Below are 20,252 nucleotides of genomic sequence, written 5' to 3'. Positions count from 1 at the left end.
GACCCGCCCGATGTCCGGCCACGGCGGGGCCGCCGTTCGCCGTTCTGCGGCGTCGGCACGGCGCATCGCCGAAGCCGTTCCCGAGCGGAGCAAGCGCGACGGCGAATCCCCTAGCCCGCCTTTTTCGGAAGGCAGGGAACAGCCGCTGCCGCTCGGCGCGGACGAGGACACGGTTCCCGGCGCGTGCCCAAGCCGCCGCGGCGCGGCTTCCCCCCCCGTTGAAAAGGGCAGGTCAGGGGGGAGCGGCTTCGGCTGGGCCTTTTGGCTTTCCCCGCGCCGCCAAGACCACCGCGCAATCCCCGCCGCACCCGGCGCCACGGACGTCCGCCGCCCATCCGACACGGCCGCACAGCGCGCGCCCGCTGCCCCGCACGCCACATACCGCCCCGTCATATGCAGATGAGGCAAAACCTTTTCCCTCCGCCCCCGGCCCCGGCCACATTTCCTACATGGAGACTGGGAAATGCTGACGATGAAGGCCAAGTACGCCCTGCGCGCGATGTGCGCGCTGGCGCGCGCCCACGGCCGGCCCGGGGCGGATCGCGCCGATGGCCCGCGCCTGCAGGCCCGCACCATCGCCCAACACAGCGGCGCGCCGGGCAAGTTCCTGGAGTCGATCCTGGTCGACCTGCGCGAGGCCGGCTTCATCGACAGCCGGCGCGGGCAAAAGGGCGGCCATACCCTGGCCCGGCCGCCCGAGCACATCATGGTCGGCGACCTGATCCGCGCCATCGACGGACCGCTGGCCGCGGTGTTGTGCGCCAGCGTCAGCGCCTACCGGCCCTGCTCCGACTGCCGCGACCCCGACGGCTGCACCCTGCGCGCGCTGATGCGCGAGGCGCGCGACGCCATTTCCGACGTGCTCGATCGACGCAGCCTGGCCGAATTCGCCCGCGCGTCGTCGACGCCGGCGTTGCTGAACCTGGAAGGAGACGCCCGATGAACCGCAACGCGGCGGAGGCCGGAAAACGCAGCGCCGCACAGCGCGCGGACAGAGCCGCGACCGCGCCCCGCGACCGCGAACCGGACATCAACATCGTCAACCTCAGCGATACCGAGTTCGCCCTGCTGCAGGCTTTGCGCGGGCTGGAAGAGGGCCGGATCGAAGTGCGGGTCAGCCAGGCGCGGATCGTCGAGATCGTCCGCAGCCAGCGCCTGCCGGTCGCGGCCGCGGCCGAATCCTGGGGCTGAGCCGCACCGGCTTCGCCGCCGATCCGGGCCCAGGGGCCGGCGGCGGGCGACGCCGAACGGCCGGGTCGCCCTCCTGCCAACGCGCGCAGGCGCGGCCGCGACCGGGCCGACGCATCACGTCACCTCCACCGCGTTTCCGCGCCACCCGGATCGCCTCACCGTTCCGCCCGTTCGTAGGAGCACATCATGCATATCCGGGTTCGACCTCCGCATGCGGCCCGCGCCGCGACCGTCTGGCTGTGCGGCGCGATCGCCTGCGCCCTGGCGCTGCCGACGCAAGCGCAAACGCCGCCGCCCGCCGGCGAACTCACGGTCCAGGCGCTGGCCGAGCGCCTACGCGCGATCGAGCAACGCCTCGGCGGCGGCGACGCGATCGCCGGCGCCTCGGCCGACAGCGGCAGCCTGGCCGAGCTCGACCAGCGCTTGCGGATCATCGAACGCAAGCTGGAGCTGCAGGCCGAAGAGGCCGCGGCCAAGGCCGCGAGTACGCCGAGCGTGTCGCTGAGCGCGAGCAAGGGCCTGGCGATCAAATCGCCGCCGCCCGGCGATGTCGAGGTCAAGCTCAAGGCGCTGGTCCAGGCCGACGGCCGCTTCTTCATCGGCGACGAGCGCTCGCCGCAAAACGACACGTTCCTGTTCCGGCGCATCCAGCCGACCCTGGAAGGCACCTGGGGTTCGCTGGTCGGCTTCCGCTTGACGCCCGAATTCGCCGGCGACAGCGCGACGGTCAACGACGCCTACCTGGATCTCAAGTTCGATCCGCGCGCGACCGTGCGGATCGGCAAGTTCAAAAGCCCGGTCGGCCTGGAACGGCTGCAGTCCAGCGGCTCCAATGCGCTGATCGAGCTCGGCCTGGCCTCGGAGCTGACCCCGAACCGCGACCTCGGCGTGCAGCTGCAGGGCGAACTCGCCGGCGCCACCGTGTCGTACGCCCTGGGCGTGTTCAACGGCGCGGTCGACGGCCGCGACAGCCCGACGGTCAATCCCGACAACGAGTTCGAACTGGCCGGGCGGGTGTTCGTCGAACCGTGGAAGAACGACGGCGGCGCGCTGTCGGGGTTGGGCTTCGGCCTCGCCGGCAGCCGCGGCGACAAGCGCGGCGGCGGCAACAACGCCTTGCCGCGTTACCGCACGCCCGGCCAGGTGCAGTTCTTCAATTACCGCAGCGCGGTGCTGGCCGACGGCGCGCACAGCCGCTGGTCGCCGCAGGCGTGGTTCTATCGCAACGCCTTCGGCGTGATCGGCGAATACGTCGGCTCCAGCCAGGAAGTGCGCAATGGCGCCTTCGCCGGCGAACTCGACCATCGCGCCTGGCAGGTCACCGCCGGCTACGTGCTCACCGGCGAAGACGCGGGCTACAAGGGCGTGGCCCGGCCTAACCAACCTTTTACGGTCGGTGGCGCAGGCTGGGGCGCGTTCGAACTGGTCGCGCGCTACGGCCGCCTGGAGATCGACGAGGCCGCGTTCCCGCGTTATGCCGACCGCAACGCGGTGGCCGCGGCGGCGCGCTCCTGGGGCTTGGGCCTGAACTGGTACCTGACCGGCAATCTCAAGCTGGTCGCCAACTACACCCAGACCGCGTTCGACGGCGGCGCCGCCGCCGGCCGCGACCGCGAAGACGAAAAAGCCTTCTTCACCCGCGCCCAACTCGCCTTCTGACTTTTCCTCCTTTCGTACAGGACCGAACCATGAAGAACATTTTCCGAGAGACGCCGTTGCGATGGGCCCTGCTCGCGTTGGCCCTGGCCGCCGGCGCCGCCGCGGCCAAGGACGCCGAATTGCTCAACGTGTCCTACGACCCGACCCGCGAGTTCTACGCCGAGGTCAACCAGGTGTTCGCCGCGCAATGGAAACAGCAGACCGGCGAAACCCTCAACCTGCGCGCCTCGCATGGCGGCTCGGGCAAGCAGGCGCGCGCGGTGGTCGACGGCCTGGAGGCCGACGTGGTGACCCTGGCCCTGGCCGGCGACATCGACACCATCGCCAACGCCAAGCAATTGCCGGCCAACTGGCAGAGCCGCCTGCCGCACCAGAGCTCGCCCTACACCTCGACCATCGTGTTCCTGGTGCGCAAGGGCAACCCGAAGGGCATCAAGGACTGGGACGACCTGGCCAAGCCGGGCGTGTCGGTGATCACCCCCAATCCCAAGACCTCCGGCGGCGCGCGCTGGAACTACCTCGCCGCCTGGGCCTGGGCCTCGACCCAGTACCGCGACGGCGGCAAGGTGGTCGACTATCTGACCCGCTTGTTCAAGAACGTGCCCGTGCTCGACACCGGCGCACGCGGCTCGACCACCACCTTCGTCGACCGCAAGATCGGCGACGTGCTGCTGGCCTGGGAAAACGAGGCCCTGCTGACCTTGCAGGAACCGGCCAGCCGCAACCAGTTCGAGATCGTCGTGCCGAGCCTGAGCATCAAGGCCGAGCCGCCGGTGGCCTGGGTCGACAAGAACGTCGACAAGCACGGCACGCGCAAGCAGGCCGAGGCCTATCTGCGTTTCCTCTACACCCCGCAAGGCCAACGCTTGGCGGCCAAGCACGGCTATCGCCCCGCCGAGCCGGACAAAGTGCCGGCGGCGGAGCTGGCCAAGTTCCCGGCGGTCAAGCAGGTGACCATCGACAACGCCTTCGGCGGCTGGAAGAAGGCCCAGGCCGCGCATTTCTCCGACGGCGGGTTCTTCGACAAGATCTATCTGCCGAAGTGATCGCGCTGGGGCGGCGGGGGGCAAGCGCGCTTGATCCGCCGCCCTCGGCCCCCCGCTTAGGGGCGGCCACGTGGCTTCGCAGCCGTCGGACACGGACGACGCGAGACGGATGCAGTGCGGTCGCGGCTTGCGCCGCTCCTACAGGGGGCGGCCAGCCGACGCGACGAGTTCCGGGCATGGCGATCTCGGTTTGCGTTGCTCCTGTCCCCGGCGATCGGGGGACTGGTCGCTCCCTCCCGGCGGTCCGGTCCGGTTCGCCGCCGCCCCGTCTCCGGGCCCGCGTTCACCGCCCGCGAACCCGCCCGCGGTCATCGTGGCCCGGCCCGATATCGCCATCGCGCACTAGCTAACAACCAACGCGCATTTCCCCAGGACCGCAAACCCACGATAGCGTCACACCCCTCTGTCCCCCGCCACCGGCCGCCCACCGCCACATGAGCGAGCACGCGTTGACCCTGCCGGCTTCCGCCACGCGTTGGCGCAAGCCGCTCCCCGGCTTCGGCCTCGGCCTGGGCCTCGGCCTGACCTGGCTGGGGGTGGTGGTGCTGTTGCCGCTGGCCGCCCTGGTGCTGCGCTCCGGCGGCCTCGGCCTGGCCGGCTGGCTGCGCGCGATTTCCGACCCGCGCGTGGTCGCCTCGCTCAAGGTCAGCTTCGGCACCGCCTTCGTCGCCGCCCTGATCGCCCTGGTGTTCGGCGCGGTGGTGGCCTGGGTGCTGGTGCGCTACCGCTTCCCCGGCCGGCGCCTGCTCGACGCCCTGGTCGACCTGCCCTTCGCCCTGCCGACCGCGGTCGCCGGCATCACCCTGGCGGCGATCTACGGCCAGAACGGCTGGGTCGGCGGCCTGCTGCAGCCGTTCGGCATCCAACTGGTCAACAACCTCACCGGCATCGTCATCGCCCTGATCTTCATCGGCCTGCCGTTCGCCGTGCGCACCGTGCAGCCGGTGCTGGAAACCCTGGGCCGCGAGCAGGAAGAAGCCGCCGCCTCGCTTGGCGCCTCGCGCCTGACCACCCTGCGCCGGGTGATCCTGCCCGAGCTGTTGCCGGCGCTGCTGACCGGGTTCTCGCTCGCCTTCGCCCGCGGCCTGGGCGAGTTCGGCTCGGTGATCTTCATCGCCGGCAACCTGCCGATGAAGACCGAGATCGCGCCGCTGCTGATCACCATCCGCCTGGAAGAGGAAGGCGGGGTGACCGCGGCGATCGTGCTGGCGACCTTGCTGCTGCTGATGTCGTTCCTGTGCCTGGTCGCGATCAACGCCGGCTCGCGCTGGCTCTCGCACGGAAGCCGCGCCGATGGCTGAGGCGCGCGACCAGTTGCAGGAACCGGCCTGGGTGCGCTGGGCGCTGATCGGCGCGGCGGTGGCGATCATGCTGCTGGTCGTGGTGCTGCCGCTGCTGATGCTGCTCGGCACCGCGTTCGGCAGCGGCCTGGACGTGTGGCTGGCCGCGGTGCGCGACCCGCACACCGTGTCGGCGCTGCGCCTGACCCTGATCACCACCGCGATAGTGGTCCCGGTCAACGCGGTCTGCGGCGTGTTCATGGCCTGGGCGCTGACCCGCTTCGAATTCCGCGGCAAGCGCACCCTGCTGGCCCTGATCGACCTGCCGTTCGCGGTCTCGCCGGTGGTCGCCGGCCTGTGCCTGGTGCTGTTGTTCAGCCCCACCCACGGGTTCTTCGCCGACCTGCTCAACCGCTACGACCTCAAGATTCTGTTCGCCACGCCGGGCATCGTCCTGGCGACCTTGTTCGTGACCTTTCCGTTCGTGGTGCGCGAGCTGATTCCGCTGATGGAGCAGCAGGGCAGCGACGAGGAACTGGCCGCGCGCTCGCTCGGCGCCAACGCCTGGAGCATGTTCTTCCGCGTCACCCTGCCCAACATCAAATGGGGCCTGCTGTACGGCGTGCTGCTGTGCAGCGCGCGGGCGATGGGCGAGTTCGGCGCGGTCACCGTGGTGTCGGGCAACGTCATGGGCAGCACCAATACCCTCTCCCTGCATGTCGAGGTGCTGTACAAGCAGCTCGGCGGCGAAGGCGCCGCGGCGTTCGCGGTCGCCTCCCTGCTCGCCGGCCTGGCCCTGGTCACCCTGGTGATCAAGATCTGGCTCGAAGCGCGCCACGGCGACGCGCTCGCACGTTCGCACCGCCGGCACTGACTCAAGGCTTCGTACATGGACCTGCATCTCCACGCCATCGCCAAGCGCTACGCCGGCGTCGCCGCGCTCGACGCGGTCGACCTGCAGGTCGCCTCCGGCGAACTGGTCGCCCTGCTCGGCCCCTCGGGCTCGGGCAAGACCACCCTGCTGCGGGTCATCGCCGGCCTGCTGCAGCCCGATTCGGGCCGACTGCTGTTCGGCGAACAGGACGCCACCCGGCTGAGCCTGCGCGAACGCAACGTCGGTTTCGTGTTCCAGCACTACGCCTTGTTCAAGCACATGACCGTGGCCGAGAACATCGCCTTCGGCCTGCGCAGCCGGCCGCGCGCGCGGCGCCCGGACAAGGCGACGATCGCCAAGCGCGTGCAGGAACTGCTCGGCCTGATCCAACTGCCGGAACTGGGCGCGCGCTATCCCGAACAGTTGTCCGGCGGGCAGAAGCAGCGCGTCGCCCTGGCCCGCGCGCTGGCGATCGACCCGACCGTGCTGCTGCTCGACGAGCCCTTCGGCGCGCTCGACGCCAAGGTCCGGGTCGAGCTGCGCCGCTGGCTGCGCCGACTGCACGACCAGACCGGGCAGACCACCCTGTTCGTCACCCACGACCAGGAAGAAGCGCTGGAACTGGCCGACCGGGTGGTGGTGCTCAAGGACGGCCGGATCGAACAGATCGGCACTCCCGACGAGATCTACAGCACGCCGGCCTCGGCCTACGTGTTCGATTTCATCGGCCGCGCCAACGTGATCGAAGGCCAGACCGAGGGCGGCGAGCTGTCGGTCAACGGCCACGCCATGCGCTTGCCGGTCGACAGCCACAGCCGCAGCCGCGCCAAGCTGTACGTACGCCCGCACGACATGGCCCTGGTCGACGGCGACGACGGCCTGCCGGCGCGGGTGGTCTCGACCCACCGGCTGGCCGAGCGGATCACCCTGGAACTGGCGATCGAAAGCCAGCACCGGCCGCTGGAACTGGACCTGGCCGCGACCCCGGACGCGGTCATCCCGGCCGCCGGCAGCACCGTGCACGTGCGGCCGCTGCGCTACCGGGTGTATTCCGACTGACACCGAGCGCAGTCCTGAAGGCCGGCGGCCCCCTCTCTGGCTTGCGGGAAAGGGTGCAATGCGGGTGCCGGGCTTGGTCGGCTGCGACACGGGTCGGTTGCGACGCGAGCTTGCCCGTCGTGCCCGGAACGCTGCGTCCCCGCCCGCCGCGACCCGCGGTCGCAGGCCCGCGCCGGCCGCGGGAGTAGACTAGGCGCCCATGAGCTATCCCTACACGCGCCCGCGGCGGATGCGCCGCGATGAATTCTCGCGCCGGCTGATGCGCGAGACCGTCCTCACCGCCGACGACCTGATCTATCCGGTGTTCGTGCACGAACTCGACGGCCGCGCGCCGGTCGGCTCGATGCCCGGCATCGAGCGGCTGTCGATCGACGAACTGCTGCGCGTCGCCGAACGCGCCAGCGAGCTGCGCGTGCCGGCGCTGGCGCTGTTCCCGGTGACCGCGCCGGACGCCAAGTCGCTGACCGCCGAAGCCGCCTGGCAGGACGACGGCCTGTGCCAGCGCGCGGTGCGCGCGCTCAAGCAGCGCTTTCCGGAGCTGGGCGTGATCACCGACGTCGCCCTCGACCCCTACACCAGCCACGGCCAGGACGGCCTGGTCGACGACAGCGGCTACGTGCTCAACGACGAAACCGTCGAAGCCCTGGTCAAGCAGGCGTTGTCGCACGCCGCCGCCGGCGCCGACGTGGTCGCGCCCAGCGACATGATGGACGGCCGCATCGGCCGCATCCGCGAAGCGCTGGAGCAGCGCGGCCACATCCACACCCGCATCCTCGCCTACAGCGCCAAGTACGCCTCCAGCTTCTACGGCCCGTTCCGCGACGCGGTCGGCTCGGCCGGCGCGCTCGGCAAGGGCAACAAGTACACCTACCAGATGGACCCGGCCAACAGCGACGAGGCCATGCGCGAGATCGCGCTGGATCTGGACGAAGGCGCCGACATGATCATGGTCAAGCCCGGCCTGCCCTACCTGGACATCGTGCGCCGGGCCAAGGACGAATTCGGCGCGCCGACCTTCGTCTATCAGGTCAGCGGCGAGTACGCGATGCTGCGCGCGGCGATCGGCAACGGCTGGCTGGACGAGCGCGGCTGCGTGCTGGAATCGCTGACCTCGATCAAGCGCGCCGGCGCCGACGGGGTGCTGACCTATTTCGCATTGGATGCGGCGCAATGGATGCGCGAAGCGCGGTAATCGCACGGATTCCGGCGCGCGTCCACATTCTGTTGGCGCGCGCCGCGAACACCGCAGTGGTGCTGCGCCGCGGCCCGAGCAAGCGGGTCTGCGTGCTCGGCTGGAACCGCGACGACGACCGCGTCGCGGTCGGCCAGTGGCTCAAGGGCCGCATCTACGAACGCCGTTGCGACCTGTCGCCGGACGGCCGTCACCTGCTCTATTTCGCCTCCAACCAAGGCCGCCGGCCCTCGTCGTGGAGCGCGGTTTCGCGCGTGCCGTACCTGAAGGCGCTGGACTTCTTTCCCAAGGGCGACACTTATCAGGGCGGCGGACTGTTTCTCGACCGGGGCGAGTACTGGTTGAACGGCAGCCACTGTGTCGAACGCACCGACTCCGGGTTGCGCCGGCGCAGCGAACCGCCCTCGCCGGAGCGCTACGGCAGCGACTGCACGGGCGTGTACTACCTGCGCTTGCAACGCGACGGCTGGGCGCTGAAGCATGCCGACCCGAGCTCGGGTTCGACCCTGACCACCTTCGAGAAGCCTGCCGGCGGCCACTGGCTGCTGCGCAAGATCGCCTACGCCGGCCTGGTCGAACGTCCCGGCCGCGGCCACTGCCACGATCGCCATGCCCTCTACGACCGCCGCAGCGAACGCCTGATCGACCTGCCGGACTGGGAGTGGGCCGAGTTCGACCGCGGCGAGCTGCTGTGGGTCGAACATGGCGGCCTGTTCCGCGGCGCTATCGCGGCCGACGGCACGCTGTCGCGGCAACAGGTGTACGACTTCAACCCGCTGCCATGGCAGAACCTCGAAGCGCCGTACTGAGCGCATGAAAGAACTGCGGAGCCGCGCACGGCGGCTCCGCAGCGTGCATCAGTACGGGTAGAAGGCGCAGTAGTTCACCACTTGGACATTGAGCTGGCTGGCGTAGCCATAGAGCTGGGTTTCGCACTCGCTCTGGCTCAGCGCGGTGATGTGGGCGTAAGTCCAGGAATACACCATCGAACCGCCCGGACCGTCGACGCGGTGCGGCTGCAGCCAGCGCACCGATGCCTTCCATTCGCCGAAGCGGGCCGGATCCGACGGCACCGGCGTCGCGCCGCCGGAACTGGCGGCGAGCGACGGCAAAGCGGCGAGCGACAACACGAACCCGAACAGCAGTCCCCCCAACTTGGCTTTCGAGACGTTCATGAAAAGTCCTTTTCATAGGCCACACAGCGTGGCCGGCGCAGCATAGCCACGCGACGGCGCGCGCCCGCCCGGCTGCGGAACGGTTCCGATGGGCGGCGGTTCGACCGGTATCGGCGGAAATGCCGGCGCCGCCCGTCCGCGACCGGAGGCTGGCCGTTTTTTTCGGCGCTTACGTCGGCCAGCGCGGACGCGGCCTGCGCCCGGAGGGCATCCCCGTGGGAAACCTCTCCCACTCCAACGGCAGCAGCTTGCTTTCTGTAGGAGCGGCGTAAGCCGCGACCACCGAAGCGGTGTCGCGCCACGTTCGTGTTCGACACCGATAGAACCGTGCGCCAAGGCAGAGGCGCCGCACGGCCGGACTACGGCCCTGGCGCTTGCGTCCAGCGCTTGAGCGGTCGCGGCTTACGCCGCTCCTACAAAAGTTCGACGGCGAGCGGCTGGGCGCAGCGCTTCAGCCCTTGCCTGGGCCGACGCAACCGTCCTGACCGGTGACCGTCGGCGCCTTCATCCGGTAGATGTCCTGCTTGCCGGCCTTGGGCGCCTTGGCGGTGCCGTTGAGCAGCAGCTCGCCGGGCTTGTTCCAATCGATCACCGGGCCGTAGGTGTAGGCGCCGGCCGCGTTGAACGACAGCGCCAGCGGCGTCGCTTCGCCGTAGCGCGCGCCGTCGCACTGGGCCAGGTACACACGCACGTCGCCGTCGCCATCGACGTCCCGCGAACGCGCGAACACGATCGCGCGGCCGTCGCCGAGCCAAGTCGCATCGAATTCGTCGGCGGCGGTGTTGAGGCCCGGCGCCGGCTTCGGATCGGCGAAGGCGCGGCCGTTCCAGCTCGCGATCCACAGATCCTGGCCGCCGGCGCCGCCGCGGCCGTCGCTGGCGAACAACAGATAGCGGCCGTCGCGGCTCGGCGCGGGCGCCCATTCGCGGCCGGCGGTGTTGACCCCGGGGCCGAGATTCTCGGCCGGACCAAAGCCGTCGGCGCGCACCGCGGCGCGATAGAGGTCTTCGGCGCCCTGACCGCCGGGACGGTCGGAGAAGAAATACAGCCAGCGGCCGTCGCCGCTGAACATCGGGTCGTAGTCTTTGTGCGGGCCGTTCAGGGCCAGCGGCTGCGGGTTCTGCCAACGACCGTCGACCCGTTCCGCCTGCCACAGATCGCGGCCGCCCGGACCGCCCGGGCGATCGCTGCCCCAGACGATACGCCGTCCGTCGGGACTCACCGTGGCTCGCACCTCGCTGTCGGGGGTGGACACCACGCCCATGCCTTCTATGCCGAATTCGGCCAAACCGGCCTGGACCGGGACGCCCAGTACGCAGGCGAGGAGTAGACTGGAGCCGAACCGGACCCTGGCGTGCCGCATCGTGCGTCTCCCAACAGGAAAGGTCTCCAGTCTAGAACGAGGCGCGTCCATGTCGATCGATTCCAGTTCGTCCAGTCCCGTCCTGCGTTACGCCGTGTTCGGCCATCCGGTCGCCCATTCGTTGTCGCCGCGCATCCACGCTGCGTTCGCGCGTCAGTTCGGCATCGCCCTGGAGTACCGCGCGATCGACGCCGCGCCGGAGCAGTTCGACGTGGCCCTGGCCGAGTTCGCCGCCGAGGGCGGCCTCGGCGCCAACATCACCCTGCCGTTGAAGACCCGCGCGGCCAGCATCTGCACCCATCTGAGCGAGCGCGCCCAACGCGCCGGCGCGGTCAATACCCTGATCCGCACCGCCACCGGCTGGGAGGGCGACAACACCGACGGCGTCGGCCTGATCCGCGACCTCACCGACCGCCACGGGCTGGACCTGCGCGCGCGCCGTACTCTGCTGATCGGCGCCGGCGGCGCCGCGCGCGGCGTCGCTCCGGCGCTGCTCGACGCCGGCATCGGCGAGCTGTACATCGTCAACCGCACCGGCGAGCGCGCCGACGCGCTGGCCGACGCGCTGGGCATGCCGGGCCGGGTGCATCCGCGCTACCTCGCCGACGTCGGCACGCTGGGCAACTTCGACCTGATCGTCAACGCGACCTCGGCCGCGCGCGAGGACGGCATGCCTTCGCTGCCGATGAGCCTGGCCACGCCGCGCACCGCCGCGGTCGACCTGAGCTACGGCGAAGCGGCGATTCCGTTCCTGGCCTGGGCCAAGGTCGCCGGCGCGCACGACCGCGTCGACGGCCTGGGCATGCTGGTCGAACAGGCCGCGGAAAGCTTCGAACGCTGGCACCGCAAGCGTCCGGATACCGATCCGGTGTACGCGATGCTGCGCGAGCGCGACGACGCTCTGGTCACGGCGGACTGAGCGCATGGCGAACGCCGGTCCCGCGCCCACGCCTGCGTTCGCCGGGCCCGCGCCCGCCCTCGTCTATCACTTCGCCGCACCGGCCGACTGGACCGCGGCGCAGGCGCGCGGCGAGTACGCGCCGGAGTCGCTGGCGCGCGAGGGCTTCCTGCATTGCGCGACGCAGGCGCAGCTGGCCGGCGTGATCGAGCGCCACCAGCGCGGCCGCGGCGCGCTGCTGCGCTTGAGCCTGGACGCGGCCGCGCTCGGCGCGGCGCTGCGTTACGACTGGAGCGCGCGCAGCGGCGATCACTACCCGCACGTCTACGGCCCGATTCCGCTGCATGCGGTGCGCGCGGTCGAACCGTTCGAAGCGCCATGAGCGACTTGCGTCTCGCACGCGGGCCGGCATGAGCCAGGCCTGCCGCGACCGCTGCGGCGCCTGTTGCATCGCGCCGTCGATCAACAGCCCGATCCCGGGCATGCCGCACGGCAAGCCGGCCGGCATACCCTGCGTGCAACTCGACGACGAGCTGCGCTGCCGCTTGTTCGGCCGACCGGAGCGCCCGGCGTTCTGCGGCTCGCTGCAACCGACCGGCGAGATGTGCGGGCAAGACCGCGCACAGGCGATGCAGTGGCTGGGCTGGCTGGAAGAGCAAACCCGGCCGGGATGAGGCGCGATGCCTTGCATCGACCAGCACTCAGGCCAAGCAGGAACGGAGTTCCCCCTGTCTTTTTCAAAGGGGGACCGGCAGGCGGCTACGCCGTTGGGTCGTCTAGCGACAGGGCGACCGGCGGTGTGCGCCGTTTGACGGGGTCGCAGCGGGACGCCGGGCGAACTGCGCTTTGTGATCGCATGGCACGAGCGGTAGGACGACTCGTCGGCGAACGACCCGATGGCGGGCATGACGCCGGCAGTTTCCTTGCGCGCTACCGAGGCCTGACCAGCGTACGACCTTGCCGCTGCCCCCTTCGACCCAGGGGGCGACGATCGCGCAGCGAAAGTGGAGGAGTTGCCGCTGCCGCCGGCGCGGCGCCTCAAAGCAAACCGTCGCGCTTGACCGCCAGATACTTCTCGACCAGCGACGCCGCCAGTTGCTCGCAGCTCACGTCCAGCACCATCACCCCGTGGTTGCGCAGCGCGTCGTGCGCGGCGGCACGCTGCTCCAGGTACTGCGCGGTCGCGCCGGCGCGGATCGCGCCGGACAGGTCGACGACCTCGTCGCCCAAGGCCTGATCCAGCGAGCCCTCGCGCAGACTGGCCACGCATACCAGATGGCGCCCGCGCAGCATGCGCACCGCGGCAAGCAGGTCGTCCATGTCTTCGTCGCGCAGGTTGGTCACCAGCATCACCAGCGAACGCCGGCGCTGGCGCAGCGACAGCTCGGTCGCCGCCGCCAGGAAATCGGTCGCCACCGCCTGCGGCTGCAAGGCGTAACTGGCGCGCAGCAGGTTGTCGATCGCGCCGACGCCGCGCTGCGGCGGCACCCAGCGACTTTCGCCGCCGCTGGCCAGCAGGCCGACGCCGTCGCCCTGGCGCAGGGCCAGATAGGCCACCACCAGCGCCGCATCCAGCACGTGGTCGAAATGCGACAGCGCGCCGTCGCGGGCCATCAGCCGGCGGCCGGTGTCGAGCATCAGTACCAGTTGCTGGTTGCGCTCGTCCTGGTATTCGCGCGAGATCAGCCGGCGCGCGCGCGCCGTGGCCTTCCAGTCGATCTGGCGCAGGCTGTCGCCGACCCGGTACTCGCGCATCTGATGGAAATCGGTGCCCTCGCCGCGGCGCCGCTTGACGTGCGCGCCGACCAGGCGCGAAGCCTGTTCGGCGCTGAACATCGCGAACTTGGCCAGCGGCGCGAAATTGGGAAACACGCGCACCCGCTGCACCTCGCCGCCCAGGCGCGACTGCCACCACAGCCCCCACGGCGAATGCAGGCGCAGTTGCACGCCGTCGAACTGGAAATCGCCGCGCCGGTCGGGACGCAGCTGATATTCGAAGCTCGCGCTTTCGCCACGCCGCAACTCGACCCGGCGCGGCAGATCGCGCATCGCCCACTCGCCCGGATGCAGATCGAACAGGTCCAGGCGCTGACGCCGCAGGGTCTCTACGACCAGGGTGACCGGGCGTTCGACGCCGATCGCCCAGGTGTCGTGCATCTGCCGCACGACCTGCGGCGTGGGCGCGCCGCGCAGGCGCAGGCCGTCGATCAGCAGCAACGCGAACAAGGCCGCACTGGCCAGCCACCAGGCCGAGGCCGGCGCCCAGCCGGCGCTCGCCGCCAGGCCCAGCGCCGACCAGGCCAGCGCCAGTGCGCCCACCCGCGGCGCCGGCCGCAGCCAGCTGCGCCGCGCCAGCGCACGCTCGCGCGGCACCGGCGGTGCGGCGGCATGGACCGGCAACGGCGGCGGGACGGCCCGACTCATTGCCGCGGCGCTTCGACCTTGGCCAACAGCGCGTGCAGCACGTCGTCCGGCGACTGGCCTTCGATCTGCAGCTCCGGCGCCAGCGCGATGCGATGGCGCAGCGCCGGCTTGGCGATCTCGCGCACGTCGTCGGGAGTGACGAAGTCGCGCCCGGACAGCACCGCCTGGGCGCGCGCGGCGCGCACCAGAGCCAGGCTGCCGCGCGGACCGGCGCCGAGGGCGATGCCGGCCCAATCGCGAGTGGTGCCGACGATCCGCACCACGTAGTCGATTACCGCCTCGTCGACCCGCACCAGCGCCGTGCCCTGCTGCATCGCCACGATCTCCTCCGGGCCGAGCACGCGCCGCACCTGCGACAGGTCGAAGTCCGACGCGCTGCGGCCCAGGCTGACCGCGCTGACCATGCGCTTCTCGTCGGCGCGGCTGGGATAGCCGATCAGGATCTTGAGCAGGAAGCGGTCGAGCTGCGCTTCGGGCAGGGGATAGGTGCCTTCCTGCTCGACCGGGTTCTGCGTGGCCAGGGTCAGGAACGGCGGCGGCAGTTCGAAGCTGTGGCCTTCGATGGTGACCTGCTGCTCCTGCATCGCCTCCAGCAGCGCCGACTGGGTCTTGGCCGGGGCGCGGTTGATTTCGTCGGCCAACAGCAGATTGGTGAACACCGGGCCCCGGCGGATGTTGAAGCTCTCCGTCTTCGGGTCGTACACCGCGTGGCCGCTGATGTCGCTGGGCATCAGGTCGGGGGTGAACTGGACCCGGGCGTAGCCGCAGTCCAGCGCCTTGGACAGGGCGCGCACCACCAAGGTCTTGCCCAGGCCGGGCACGCCTTCGAGCAGGGCGTGGCCGCCGGCGAGCAGGGCGATCAGGATCTGGTCGAGCACCTCGGCCTGGCCGATGAAGGCCTTGCCGACTTCCTCGCGCACGTCGGCGGCGCGTTGCGCCAGCGCGGCGCCGGTGATCGGGACGAGCGGAGCGGCGTCGAGGGTCATAAGCGGTTTCTCATGCGGATCAAAGTGGCGATGCGGGTGCGGAACGCGGTGTGTTCGCGCGCCAGCGGCGGAGTCAGCGCGTCGCGAATCTCGTCGGCGGACAAGGCCGGCGCGCTCTTGAAGCGTTCGGCGAGCAGCGCCACGCGCGGCTCGCCGTCGAGGCCGGCGGCGTAGGGGTCGCGCCGGCGCAGGCGGGCCAGGAAGGCGCGGCGCGCGGCCTCGTACAGGCGCGGGCCGTAGCCGTAACGGTAAACGTGCTCGCCGCTGGCGACGATGTGTTCGAGCAGCGAGCGCCGCTCCAACGCCGGCGCCGGCCGCAGCGGGCCGAAACGCTGCATGCGCAGCCACAGCCAGCCCAGCAGCCACAGCAGCAGCGGCAGCCAGGCCATCCAGCTGCGTTCGATCAGGGTCTTCCACAGCGACGGCACTTCCGCCGCATAGATCAGGTGCACGGTGCCGGCGCGGTAGTTCGGCGCCAACAGCTGGCGGGCCAGGGCGGCGTTGGCGGGCTGGGCGATCTTGTCGTCGGAGAAGCGCAGGCCGCGCAACAAGGGATTGCCCGAGCCGGTGTCGTTGGACAGGAAGTCCAGGTCCGAGACCACGTCGACATGGCCCTGGCCGTGGGCGAAACGGGCGTAGACGTAGGCGCTGTCCTCGTCGCCCCAGGCGCGCTCGGGCGCGCTGTCGCTGTTGTAGAAATAGAACCGGCGTCCGCCGCAGAACTGGCCCTGCGCCTCCAGGCCGCGCTCGTACACGCCGACGCAGCCGGAACGCAGCTCCTCCTCGTCGGCGACGTCGCTGCGGTCGAGCAAGGTCACGCCGAGTTCGGTCAACACCGGCACCGGCGATTCGCCGAGCTGTTCGTGCAGCGGCGGCGTGCGCACGATCAGATGACCGCCGCGCTCGGCCCAGGCCAGCAAGGCCTTGGCGTCGTCGGCGCTCAAGGTGCGCGGGTCGCGGAAGATCAGCACCGTGTCGCGCGGCTTCAGCGGGTGCAGGCCCAGCGCCAGACGCTGTCGCGCCTGGACCTGGACCCGATCGCGTTGCAGGGCCAGCTTGAGCACGTACAACGGGTTACTGGCCGCTTCGCCGCTGCGCGGCGCGTCGACGCTCTCCTCGACCCGGGTGTAGCCGTCGCGCCAGACCGCGACGCCGACTGCGGCCACGACCGCCACTGCGACCACCAGCAGCGCGCCGATCGCCAGACGGGCGCGGCTCATGCGGTCCACCCGAAACGACGGCCGAGCAGGCCGACCAGATCGTCGAACTCTTCGTCGTCCGGCAGGACGTCGGCATAGGCCGCGTACTGCCAGGTGCGCACGGCGCGGGCGAAGGCCTCGCGGTCGTCGGCCAGGGCCAGCTTGCGCGAGGCGCGCAGGCATTGCGCCTCGGTCGCACCCGGCACCAACACGATATCGGCGCGCTGCGCCATCGATTCGACCGCGGCGCGGTACATCAGCGCCAACGCATCGCGGGCGCGGCCGGCGCGCCACAGGCGGCGGATCGCCGTCGGAATGTCGTCGGGCAGGGGCTCGGGCTCGGCCGCGGCGCCGACCCGCACCTCGCCCGGCGACGGCTCCTCTTCCTCGCCGCCGCGGAACCAGCCCAGCCAGCGCGAGGCGCTCCACAGCAGGGCGATCGCGATCGCCGCGACCACGCCCCACAGCAGCCACTGCACCACCGCGGCGAGATTGCCGCCGAGGCCGTCGAACATCTCCAGGCTGGACGGCTTGCGCTCTTTTTCCTGGTCCTTGCGCTCGGCCTTGGGTTTCCACACCGTCTGGGTGCGCTTGGGCGATACCGTCGGGTCCTGCATCGCCTTGGCCACCGCCTCGCGCAGCGCGCGGTCGTCGCGGCGGTCCTCGCCGAACACCTCGCCCAGGGTCGATGGCAAGCGGCGGCTCTTGCGGCTGTCGTCGACGTAGTCGCGGATCGGCGCGTACGGCGGTGCGGATTCTTCGTCGCTTGCCGTTTCTTCGGCCGCTGCTTCGGCCGCCGCTTCGCCCACCGTCTCGTCGCCGGCGGCCTCTTCTTCGACGGCCGCCGCGGCCTGCGCTTGCGCCGCGGAAGACGCGTCCGCCGCCTGCGCTGCCGCGTCCGGCGCGAAACCGACCATCGCGCACAACACCAGCAACAACGGCGCCGCGGCCGCGGTCAGGCGCGCGCGCAGGCGACGGAACACGATCTCGATGTCCCAGCCCTCGATCTCGGTGCGGCGATTGAGGTACAGGCCGAAGCCGGCGCCGACGTAGAACGGTTCGATCAGCGCGGTCGCCAGCCAGGCCAGGCCGTTGAGGGTGGCGTCGAACCATTGCGGCTGGGCCGCGACCGCTTCGAACAGGGCCTTGAACGTGTCCGGCAGGTAATCGAACGGCACGAACATCAGCGCGCCGAGCAGGGCGCCGAGCACGATCACGATTTCGAAGTGGACGCAGGTCAGGGTCAGCAGCGACCCGACGCCGTACACGGGCGCGCCGAGCGCGCCGCGGCGATGACGGGCCTCGCTGCCGCTGCCGCCCTCGAGCAGATCCACCGGCAGGTACAGCGAACGCGCCGGACCGAGCCGGCGCCAGGTCAGATACGGCAACCACCAGCGTGCGCCCCAGCGCAGCGCCGCGCGCACGGTCTGGCGCGTGTCCGGGGTTTCGCCGAACACCGCGCGCGACAGCACGAACAGCGGGATGCGGTCGAACCAGGGCTTGAGCCACCACATCAGCAGGCCGGCCAGCCACAGCAGATCCAGGGCCCAGCCCACGGCGTTGAGCGCGACCAGCAACGGCAGCGAAGTCAGCAGCCACGGCTTCCAGATCGCGCCGGCATGGCGCCGCACCAGGGCCATGCCGAGTTCGGCGGCCTCCCAGGCGCTGCGCGGGCGCAGCGCGACGGTGAGCGCTTCCAGCCTCATGCGGCGTCTTCGTCGTCGCGATAGGCGGCGTTGCGGCCGCCGCGCAGCAGCCACAGCCCGACCAGCACCCACAGCGCCGCGCCGACCGCGTACTTGACCGGCGCCGGCACCCCGGCGATCGACGACCAGAACGCCTCGACGAAGGCGGCGAACACCAGCATGGCGAACACGCCGATGCAGATCTTGGCGCCGCGCCGGCCGCCGTGGATCAGCGAATCGATCCGTCGCCGCTGGCCGGGGGCGATCAGGCTCAACCCCAGGCGCAGGCCGGCGCCGCCGGCGATCACGATCGCGGTCAGTTCCGGCGCCGAATGGCCGGCGACGAAGCGCCAGAACGGGTCGCCGTGGCCGACCGCCTGCAGATGCCCGGCGACCCCGCCGATCATCACGCCGTTGAAGATCAACACGAACACCGTGCCGAGGCCGGCGACCAGGCCGCTGGCGAAGGTCTGGAAGCCGATGCCGACGTTGTTGCCGATGTAATGGGCGAACATCTGCAGATCGTCTTCGTCGGTGCGGCCCAGGTCGCTCTTGCCGGCCGGGTCGTACATCTGCTCGAAGCGCGCCAGGCTCTGCACGTCGAACAGGCCGGCGGCGAGATCGGGCTTGATCTGGATGGCGACGAAAATGCTCGCCAGCGGCAGCACGAACAGCAGCGCCGCGGCCAGCATGCAATGGCGCTCGGCCCGGACCAGGCGCGGAAAACCGGCCAACAGGAACTCGATCGCCCGCCGCCAATGCACCGGCTTGGTCCGGTACAGCACGCTGTGGCCGCGCTGCATCAGTTGTTGCAGACGATCGGTGACCACCGCGCTGTAGCCGCGCCGGCGCGCCAGCGCCAGTTGCTGGCACAGCCGGCGGTGGCGTTCGGGCAACTGATCGTCGCTGAGCCCGTTCCACTCGCGGCGGTGGCCGCGAGCGTGGCGGGCGCTGGCGGAACGATGCTCCAGCCAGCGCTCGAACTCGCGCCATTCGTACTCGTGGCGGGCGACGAAGTGCTCTTGTCTCATCGCCGCCCCAACAGCCAGTTGGCGATGCCGTAGACCCGGTCGACCGCCTGCTCGCCGCGGCTGCGGGTCAGCGGCTCGGTCAGTTCGGCCAGCTCGATCTGGCGCGCCAGGGTCAGACGCGGCGCGCGTTCGGCGAAGGCGACCATCGCCGCCTGCTCGTGCGGCAACAGCGGCGACGACGGCGCCAGCGGCGGGACCACCGCCGCCGCGGTCTGCGGCGTATGCCGCGGCGCGTGCACCACCAGGGTGCCGGCCACCATGTCGCCGAGCCGGCGGCCCCAGGGATCGAACAGGCAGGCGACCAGACCGACGGCGTAACCCACCGGCAACGCGTCCACCACCCGCAGCAGATTGCGGGTGAACGAGGCCATCCAGCCCACCGGCGCGCCGTCGGCGGCGACCACGCGCAGCCCCAGCGCCCACTTGCCGGGCGTGCGGCCTTGCATCAGCACTTCGAACAGCACCTGGTAGAACCAGGTCATCACGAACACCACCAGCGCGAGCACGGCGTAGCCGGCCTCGCCGAACAGGCCGACCAGGGCGCGGAACAGCGCGGCGTAGATCACCGCGCGCAACGCCAGATCGAGCAGCCAGGCCAGCGCGCGCGGCACCGGCCCGGCAGCGCGCAGGTGCAGCGCGACGCCTTCGGGCGTCACCACCTGGCGGTAGGTGTCGAGCATCAGGCGTTGATCACCTTGGTGTCGGCGAGCAGATCGTGCAGGCAACGGCTTTCGTCGCCGAAGATCCACAGTGCGTTGGCCAGACTGAAGAGCGCGCCCAGGCAAGGCACCGACTCGATCAGGCCGATCACGATCATGCGCAGGCCGAGGATGCGGCCCAGCGAGGCCGGGCTGCCGTCCAGGCGCACGATCTTGATCTTCAGCCAGCGCTTGCCCAGGGTCTGCCCGCTTTGCGCCAGCAGCACCAGGTTGTAGGCGAACAGTGCCAGGGCGAACAGCAAGCCCAGGCTCATGATGCCCAGCTGCAGGGGCGAGGGTTGTTCGCTGTTGGGATCGACCGCCACGGCGACGAACACCGGCGCCATGCACACCATGTACAGGGCGCCGTCGATCAGACGCGCGATCAGGCGTGTGCCGCGGTCGGCGCGCACGCTGTAGTCTTCGCCCGCCACGGGCAGTGCCGACGGTGCGGCGTACGGATTCTGCGGTTCTTCCATGTTGCCCCGACTC

At 70.7% G+C, this 20,252-nt stretch carries 21 protein-coding genes; 12 read left to right on the top strand and 9 right to left on the bottom strand.

Annotation, left to right across the window (positions count from 1 at the left end; genetic code table 11):
* Positions 1-463 precede the first annotated feature (463 nt).
* From TX83_RS00980 to TX83_RS00940, 9 genes are all read left to right on the top strand, one after another.
* On the top strand, positions 464-943 hold the full coding sequence (locus TX83_RS00980; RefSeq protein ID WP_064746044.1) for an RrF2 family transcriptional regulator: 480 nt from the start codon (positions 464-466) through the stop codon (positions 941-943).
* Positions 940-1,191: a hypothetical protein gene (locus TX83_RS00975; RefSeq protein ID WP_064746043.1), complete on the top strand. Its 252-nt coding sequence runs from the start codon at positions 940-942 to the stop codon at positions 1,189-1,191. Before TX83_RS00980 ends, TX83_RS00975 begins: the two co-directional genes overlap by 4 nt.
* 186 nt (positions 1,192-1,377) lie before the next feature.
* The gene (locus tag TX83_RS00970; RefSeq protein ID WP_064746042.1) at positions 1,378-2,850 is read left to right on the top strand and encodes an OprO/OprP family phosphate-selective porin; all 1,473 of its coding nucleotides are present in this window, start codon (positions 1,378-1,380) and stop codon (positions 2,848-2,850) included.
* A gap of 29 nt (positions 2,851-2,879) precedes the next feature.
* Positions 2,880-3,896 (top strand): sulfate ABC transporter substrate-binding protein, encoded by a 1,017-nt coding sequence (locus TX83_RS00965; RefSeq protein ID WP_064746041.1) that lies wholly within the window; start codon positions 2,880-2,882, stop codon positions 3,894-3,896.
* 434 nt (positions 3,897-4,330) lie between these two features.
* Positions 4,331-5,197, top strand: coding sequence for a sulfate ABC transporter permease subunit CysT (gene cysT / locus TX83_RS00960; protein ID WP_064746040.1), 867 nt, complete (start codon positions 4,331-4,333; stop codon positions 5,195-5,197).
* Positions 5,190-6,050, top strand: coding sequence for a sulfate ABC transporter permease subunit CysW (gene cysW / locus TX83_RS00955; RefSeq protein WP_064746039.1), 861 nt, complete (start codon positions 5,190-5,192; stop codon positions 6,048-6,050). The genes cysT and cysW overlap by 8 nt, the downstream gene beginning before the upstream one ends.
* 15 nt (positions 6,051-6,065) lie before the next feature.
* Positions 6,066-7,109, top strand: a complete 1,044-nt coding sequence (locus TX83_RS00950) for a sulfate/molybdate ABC transporter ATP-binding protein (protein ID WP_064746038.1) — start codon at positions 6,066-6,068, stop codon at positions 7,107-7,109.
* Positions 7,110-7,308: 199 nt separating this feature from the next.
* Positions 7,309-8,301, top strand: coding sequence for a porphobilinogen synthase (gene hemB / locus TX83_RS00945; RefSeq protein WP_064746037.1), 993 nt, complete (start codon positions 7,309-7,311; stop codon positions 8,299-8,301).
* Positions 8,280-9,110 (top strand): hypothetical protein, encoded by an 831-nt coding sequence (locus tag TX83_RS00940; protein WP_064746036.1) that lies wholly within the window; start codon positions 8,280-8,282, stop codon positions 9,108-9,110. Before hemB ends, TX83_RS00940 begins: the two co-directional genes overlap by 22 nt.
* Before the next feature lie 48 nt (positions 9,111-9,158).
* Here TX83_RS00940 and TX83_RS00935 read toward each other — a convergent pair whose 3' ends face one another.
* Together TX83_RS00935 and TX83_RS00930 are read right to left on the bottom strand one after the other, a co-directional pair.
* Complete coding sequence (locus TX83_RS00935; RefSeq protein ID WP_064746035.1) at positions 9,159-9,476, bottom strand: hypothetical protein; 318 nt, start codon at positions 9,474-9,476, stop codon at positions 9,159-9,161.
* Positions 9,477-9,927: 451 nt separating this feature from the next.
* Positions 9,928-10,839 carry a PD40 domain-containing protein gene (locus TX83_RS00930; RefSeq protein ID WP_064746034.1) on the bottom strand — a complete coding sequence of 304 codons (912 nt, stop codon included), beginning with the start codon at positions 10,837-10,839 and terminating at the stop codon, positions 9,928-9,930.
* 49 nt (positions 10,840-10,888) lie between these two features.
* On the opposite strand from TX83_RS00930, the gene aroE reads away from it, so the two are divergent.
* The 3 genes from aroE to TX83_RS00915 are packed head-to-tail and all read left to right on the top strand — an operon-like array spanning position 10,889 to position 12,411.
* Entirely contained in the window at positions 10,889-11,758 is an 870-nt protein-coding gene (aroE, locus tag TX83_RS00925; protein WP_064746033.1) for a shikimate dehydrogenase, read from the top strand.
* Between the two features lie 4 nt (positions 11,759-11,762).
* Positions 11,763-12,119 (top strand): DUF952 domain-containing protein, encoded by a 357-nt coding sequence (locus tag TX83_RS00920; RefSeq protein WP_064746032.1) that lies wholly within the window; start codon positions 11,763-11,765, stop codon positions 12,117-12,119.
* Between the two features lie 28 nt (positions 12,120-12,147).
* Positions 12,148-12,411 (top strand): YkgJ family cysteine cluster protein, encoded by a 264-nt coding sequence (locus TX83_RS00915; RefSeq protein ID WP_064746031.1) that lies wholly within the window; start codon positions 12,148-12,150, stop codon positions 12,409-12,411.
* 364 nt (positions 12,412-12,775) lie between these two features.
* Here TX83_RS00915 and TX83_RS00910 read toward each other — a convergent pair whose 3' ends face one another.
* The 7 genes from TX83_RS00910 to TX83_RS00880 all read right to left on the bottom strand — a co-directional run bounded on the left by TX83_RS00910 (position 12,776) and on the right by TX83_RS00880 (position 20,239).
* Entirely contained in the window at positions 12,776-14,074 is a 1,299-nt protein-coding gene (locus tag TX83_RS00910; RefSeq protein WP_064746072.1) for a DUF58 domain-containing protein, read from the bottom strand.
* Positions 14,075-14,157: 83 nt separating this feature from the next.
* Positions 14,158-15,147, bottom strand: coding sequence for an AAA family ATPase (locus TX83_RS00905; RefSeq protein WP_064746030.1), 990 nt, complete (start codon positions 15,145-15,147; stop codon positions 14,158-14,160).
* Complete coding sequence (locus TX83_RS00900; RefSeq protein ID WP_064746029.1) at positions 15,144-16,367, bottom strand: DUF4350 domain-containing protein; 1,224 nt, start codon at positions 16,365-16,367, stop codon at positions 15,144-15,146. Before TX83_RS00900 ends, TX83_RS00905 begins: the two co-directional genes overlap by 4 nt.
* Positions 16,364-18,052, bottom strand: coding sequence for a hypothetical protein (locus TX83_RS00895; RefSeq protein WP_064746028.1), 1,689 nt, complete (start codon positions 18,050-18,052; stop codon positions 16,364-16,366). Before TX83_RS00895 ends, TX83_RS00900 begins: the two co-directional genes overlap by 4 nt.
* A complete protein-coding gene (locus TX83_RS00890; protein ID WP_064746027.1) occupies positions 18,049-19,062 on the bottom strand; it encodes a stage II sporulation protein M in 1,014 nt (337 codons plus the stop codon). Before TX83_RS00890 ends, TX83_RS00895 begins: the two co-directional genes overlap by 4 nt.
* A complete protein-coding gene (locus tag TX83_RS00885; RefSeq protein WP_064746026.1) occupies positions 19,059-19,742 on the bottom strand; it encodes an RDD family protein in 684 nt (227 codons plus the stop codon). The genes TX83_RS00890 and TX83_RS00885 overlap by 4 nt, the downstream gene beginning before the upstream one ends.
* Entirely contained in the window at positions 19,742-20,239 is a 498-nt protein-coding gene (locus TX83_RS00880; protein ID WP_064746025.1) for an RDD family protein, read from the bottom strand. The genes TX83_RS00885 and TX83_RS00880 overlap by 1 nt, the downstream gene beginning before the upstream one ends.
* Positions 20,240-20,252: the final 13 nt, after the last annotated feature.

The organism is Lysobacter antibioticus HS124 (assembly GCF_000336385.2).
Taxonomy (GTDB): domain Bacteria; phylum Pseudomonadota; class Gammaproteobacteria; order Xanthomonadales; family Xanthomonadaceae; genus Lysobacter; species Lysobacter firmicutimachus.
Note: the sequence above shows the minus strand (reverse complement) of the source record. Positions and strands in the feature narration are given on the sequence as shown.

Bases quoted from the DNA above. Each gene is read 5' to 3' on its own strand.
- TX83_RS00980 (WP_064746044.1), top strand. From the start codon at position 464: ATGCTGACGATGAAGGCCAAGTACGCCCTGCGCGCGATGTGCGCGCTG.
- TX83_RS00975 (WP_064746043.1), top strand. From the start codon at position 940: ATGAACCGCAACGCGGCGGAGGCCGGAAAACGCAGCGCCGCACAGCGC.
- TX83_RS00970 (WP_064746042.1), top strand. From the start codon at position 1,378: ATGCATATCCGGGTTCGACCTCCGCATGCGGCCCGCGCCGCGACCGTC.
- TX83_RS00965 (WP_064746041.1), top strand. From the start codon at position 2,880: ATGAAGAACATTTTCCGAGAGACGCCGTTGCGATGGGCCCTGCTCGCG.
- cysT (WP_064746040.1), top strand. From the start codon at position 4,331: ATGAGCGAGCACGCGTTGACCCTGCCGGCTTCCGCCACGCGTTGGCGC.
- cysW (WP_064746039.1), top strand. From the start codon at position 5,190: ATGGCTGAGGCGCGCGACCAGTTGCAGGAACCGGCCTGGGTGCGCTGG.
- TX83_RS00950 (WP_064746038.1), top strand. From the start codon at position 6,066: ATGGACCTGCATCTCCACGCCATCGCCAAGCGCTACGCCGGCGTCGCC.
- hemB (WP_064746037.1), top strand. From the start codon at position 7,309: ATGAGCTATCCCTACACGCGCCCGCGGCGGATGCGCCGCGATGAATTC.
- TX83_RS00940 (WP_064746036.1), top strand. From the start codon at position 8,280: ATGGATGCGCGAAGCGCGGTAATCGCACGGATTCCGGCGCGCGTCCAC.
- TX83_RS00935 (WP_064746035.1), bottom strand. From the start codon at position 9,476: ATGAACGTCTCGAAAGCCAAGTTGGGGGGACTGCTGTTCGGGTTCGTG.
- TX83_RS00930 (WP_064746034.1), bottom strand. From the start codon at position 10,839: ATGCGGCACGCCAGGGTCCGGTTCGGCTCCAGTCTACTCCTCGCCTGC.
- aroE (WP_064746033.1), top strand. From the start codon at position 10,889: ATGTCGATCGATTCCAGTTCGTCCAGTCCCGTCCTGCGTTACGCCGTG.
- TX83_RS00920 (WP_064746032.1), top strand. From the start codon at position 11,763: ATGGCGAACGCCGGTCCCGCGCCCACGCCTGCGTTCGCCGGGCCCGCG.
- TX83_RS00915 (WP_064746031.1), top strand. From the start codon at position 12,148: ATGAGCCAGGCCTGCCGCGACCGCTGCGGCGCCTGTTGCATCGCGCCG.
- TX83_RS00905 (WP_064746030.1), bottom strand. From the start codon at position 15,147: ATGACCCTCGACGCCGCTCCGCTCGTCCCGATCACCGGCGCCGCGCTG.
- TX83_RS00900 (WP_064746029.1), bottom strand. From the start codon at position 16,367: ATGAGCCGCGCCCGTCTGGCGATCGGCGCGCTGCTGGTGGTCGCAGTG.
- TX83_RS00895 (WP_064746028.1), bottom strand. From the start codon at position 18,052: ATGAGGCTGGAAGCGCTCACCGTCGCGCTGCGCCCGCGCAGCGCCTGG.
- TX83_RS00890 (WP_064746027.1), bottom strand. From the start codon at position 19,062: ATGAGACAAGAGCACTTCGTCGCCCGCCACGAGTACGAATGGCGCGAG.
- TX83_RS00885 (WP_064746026.1), bottom strand. From the start codon at position 19,742: ATGCTCGACACCTACCGCCAGGTGGTGACGCCCGAAGGCGTCGCGCTG.
- TX83_RS00880 (WP_064746025.1), bottom strand. From the start codon at position 20,239: ATGGAAGAACCGCAGAATCCGTACGCCGCACCGTCGGCACTGCCCGTG.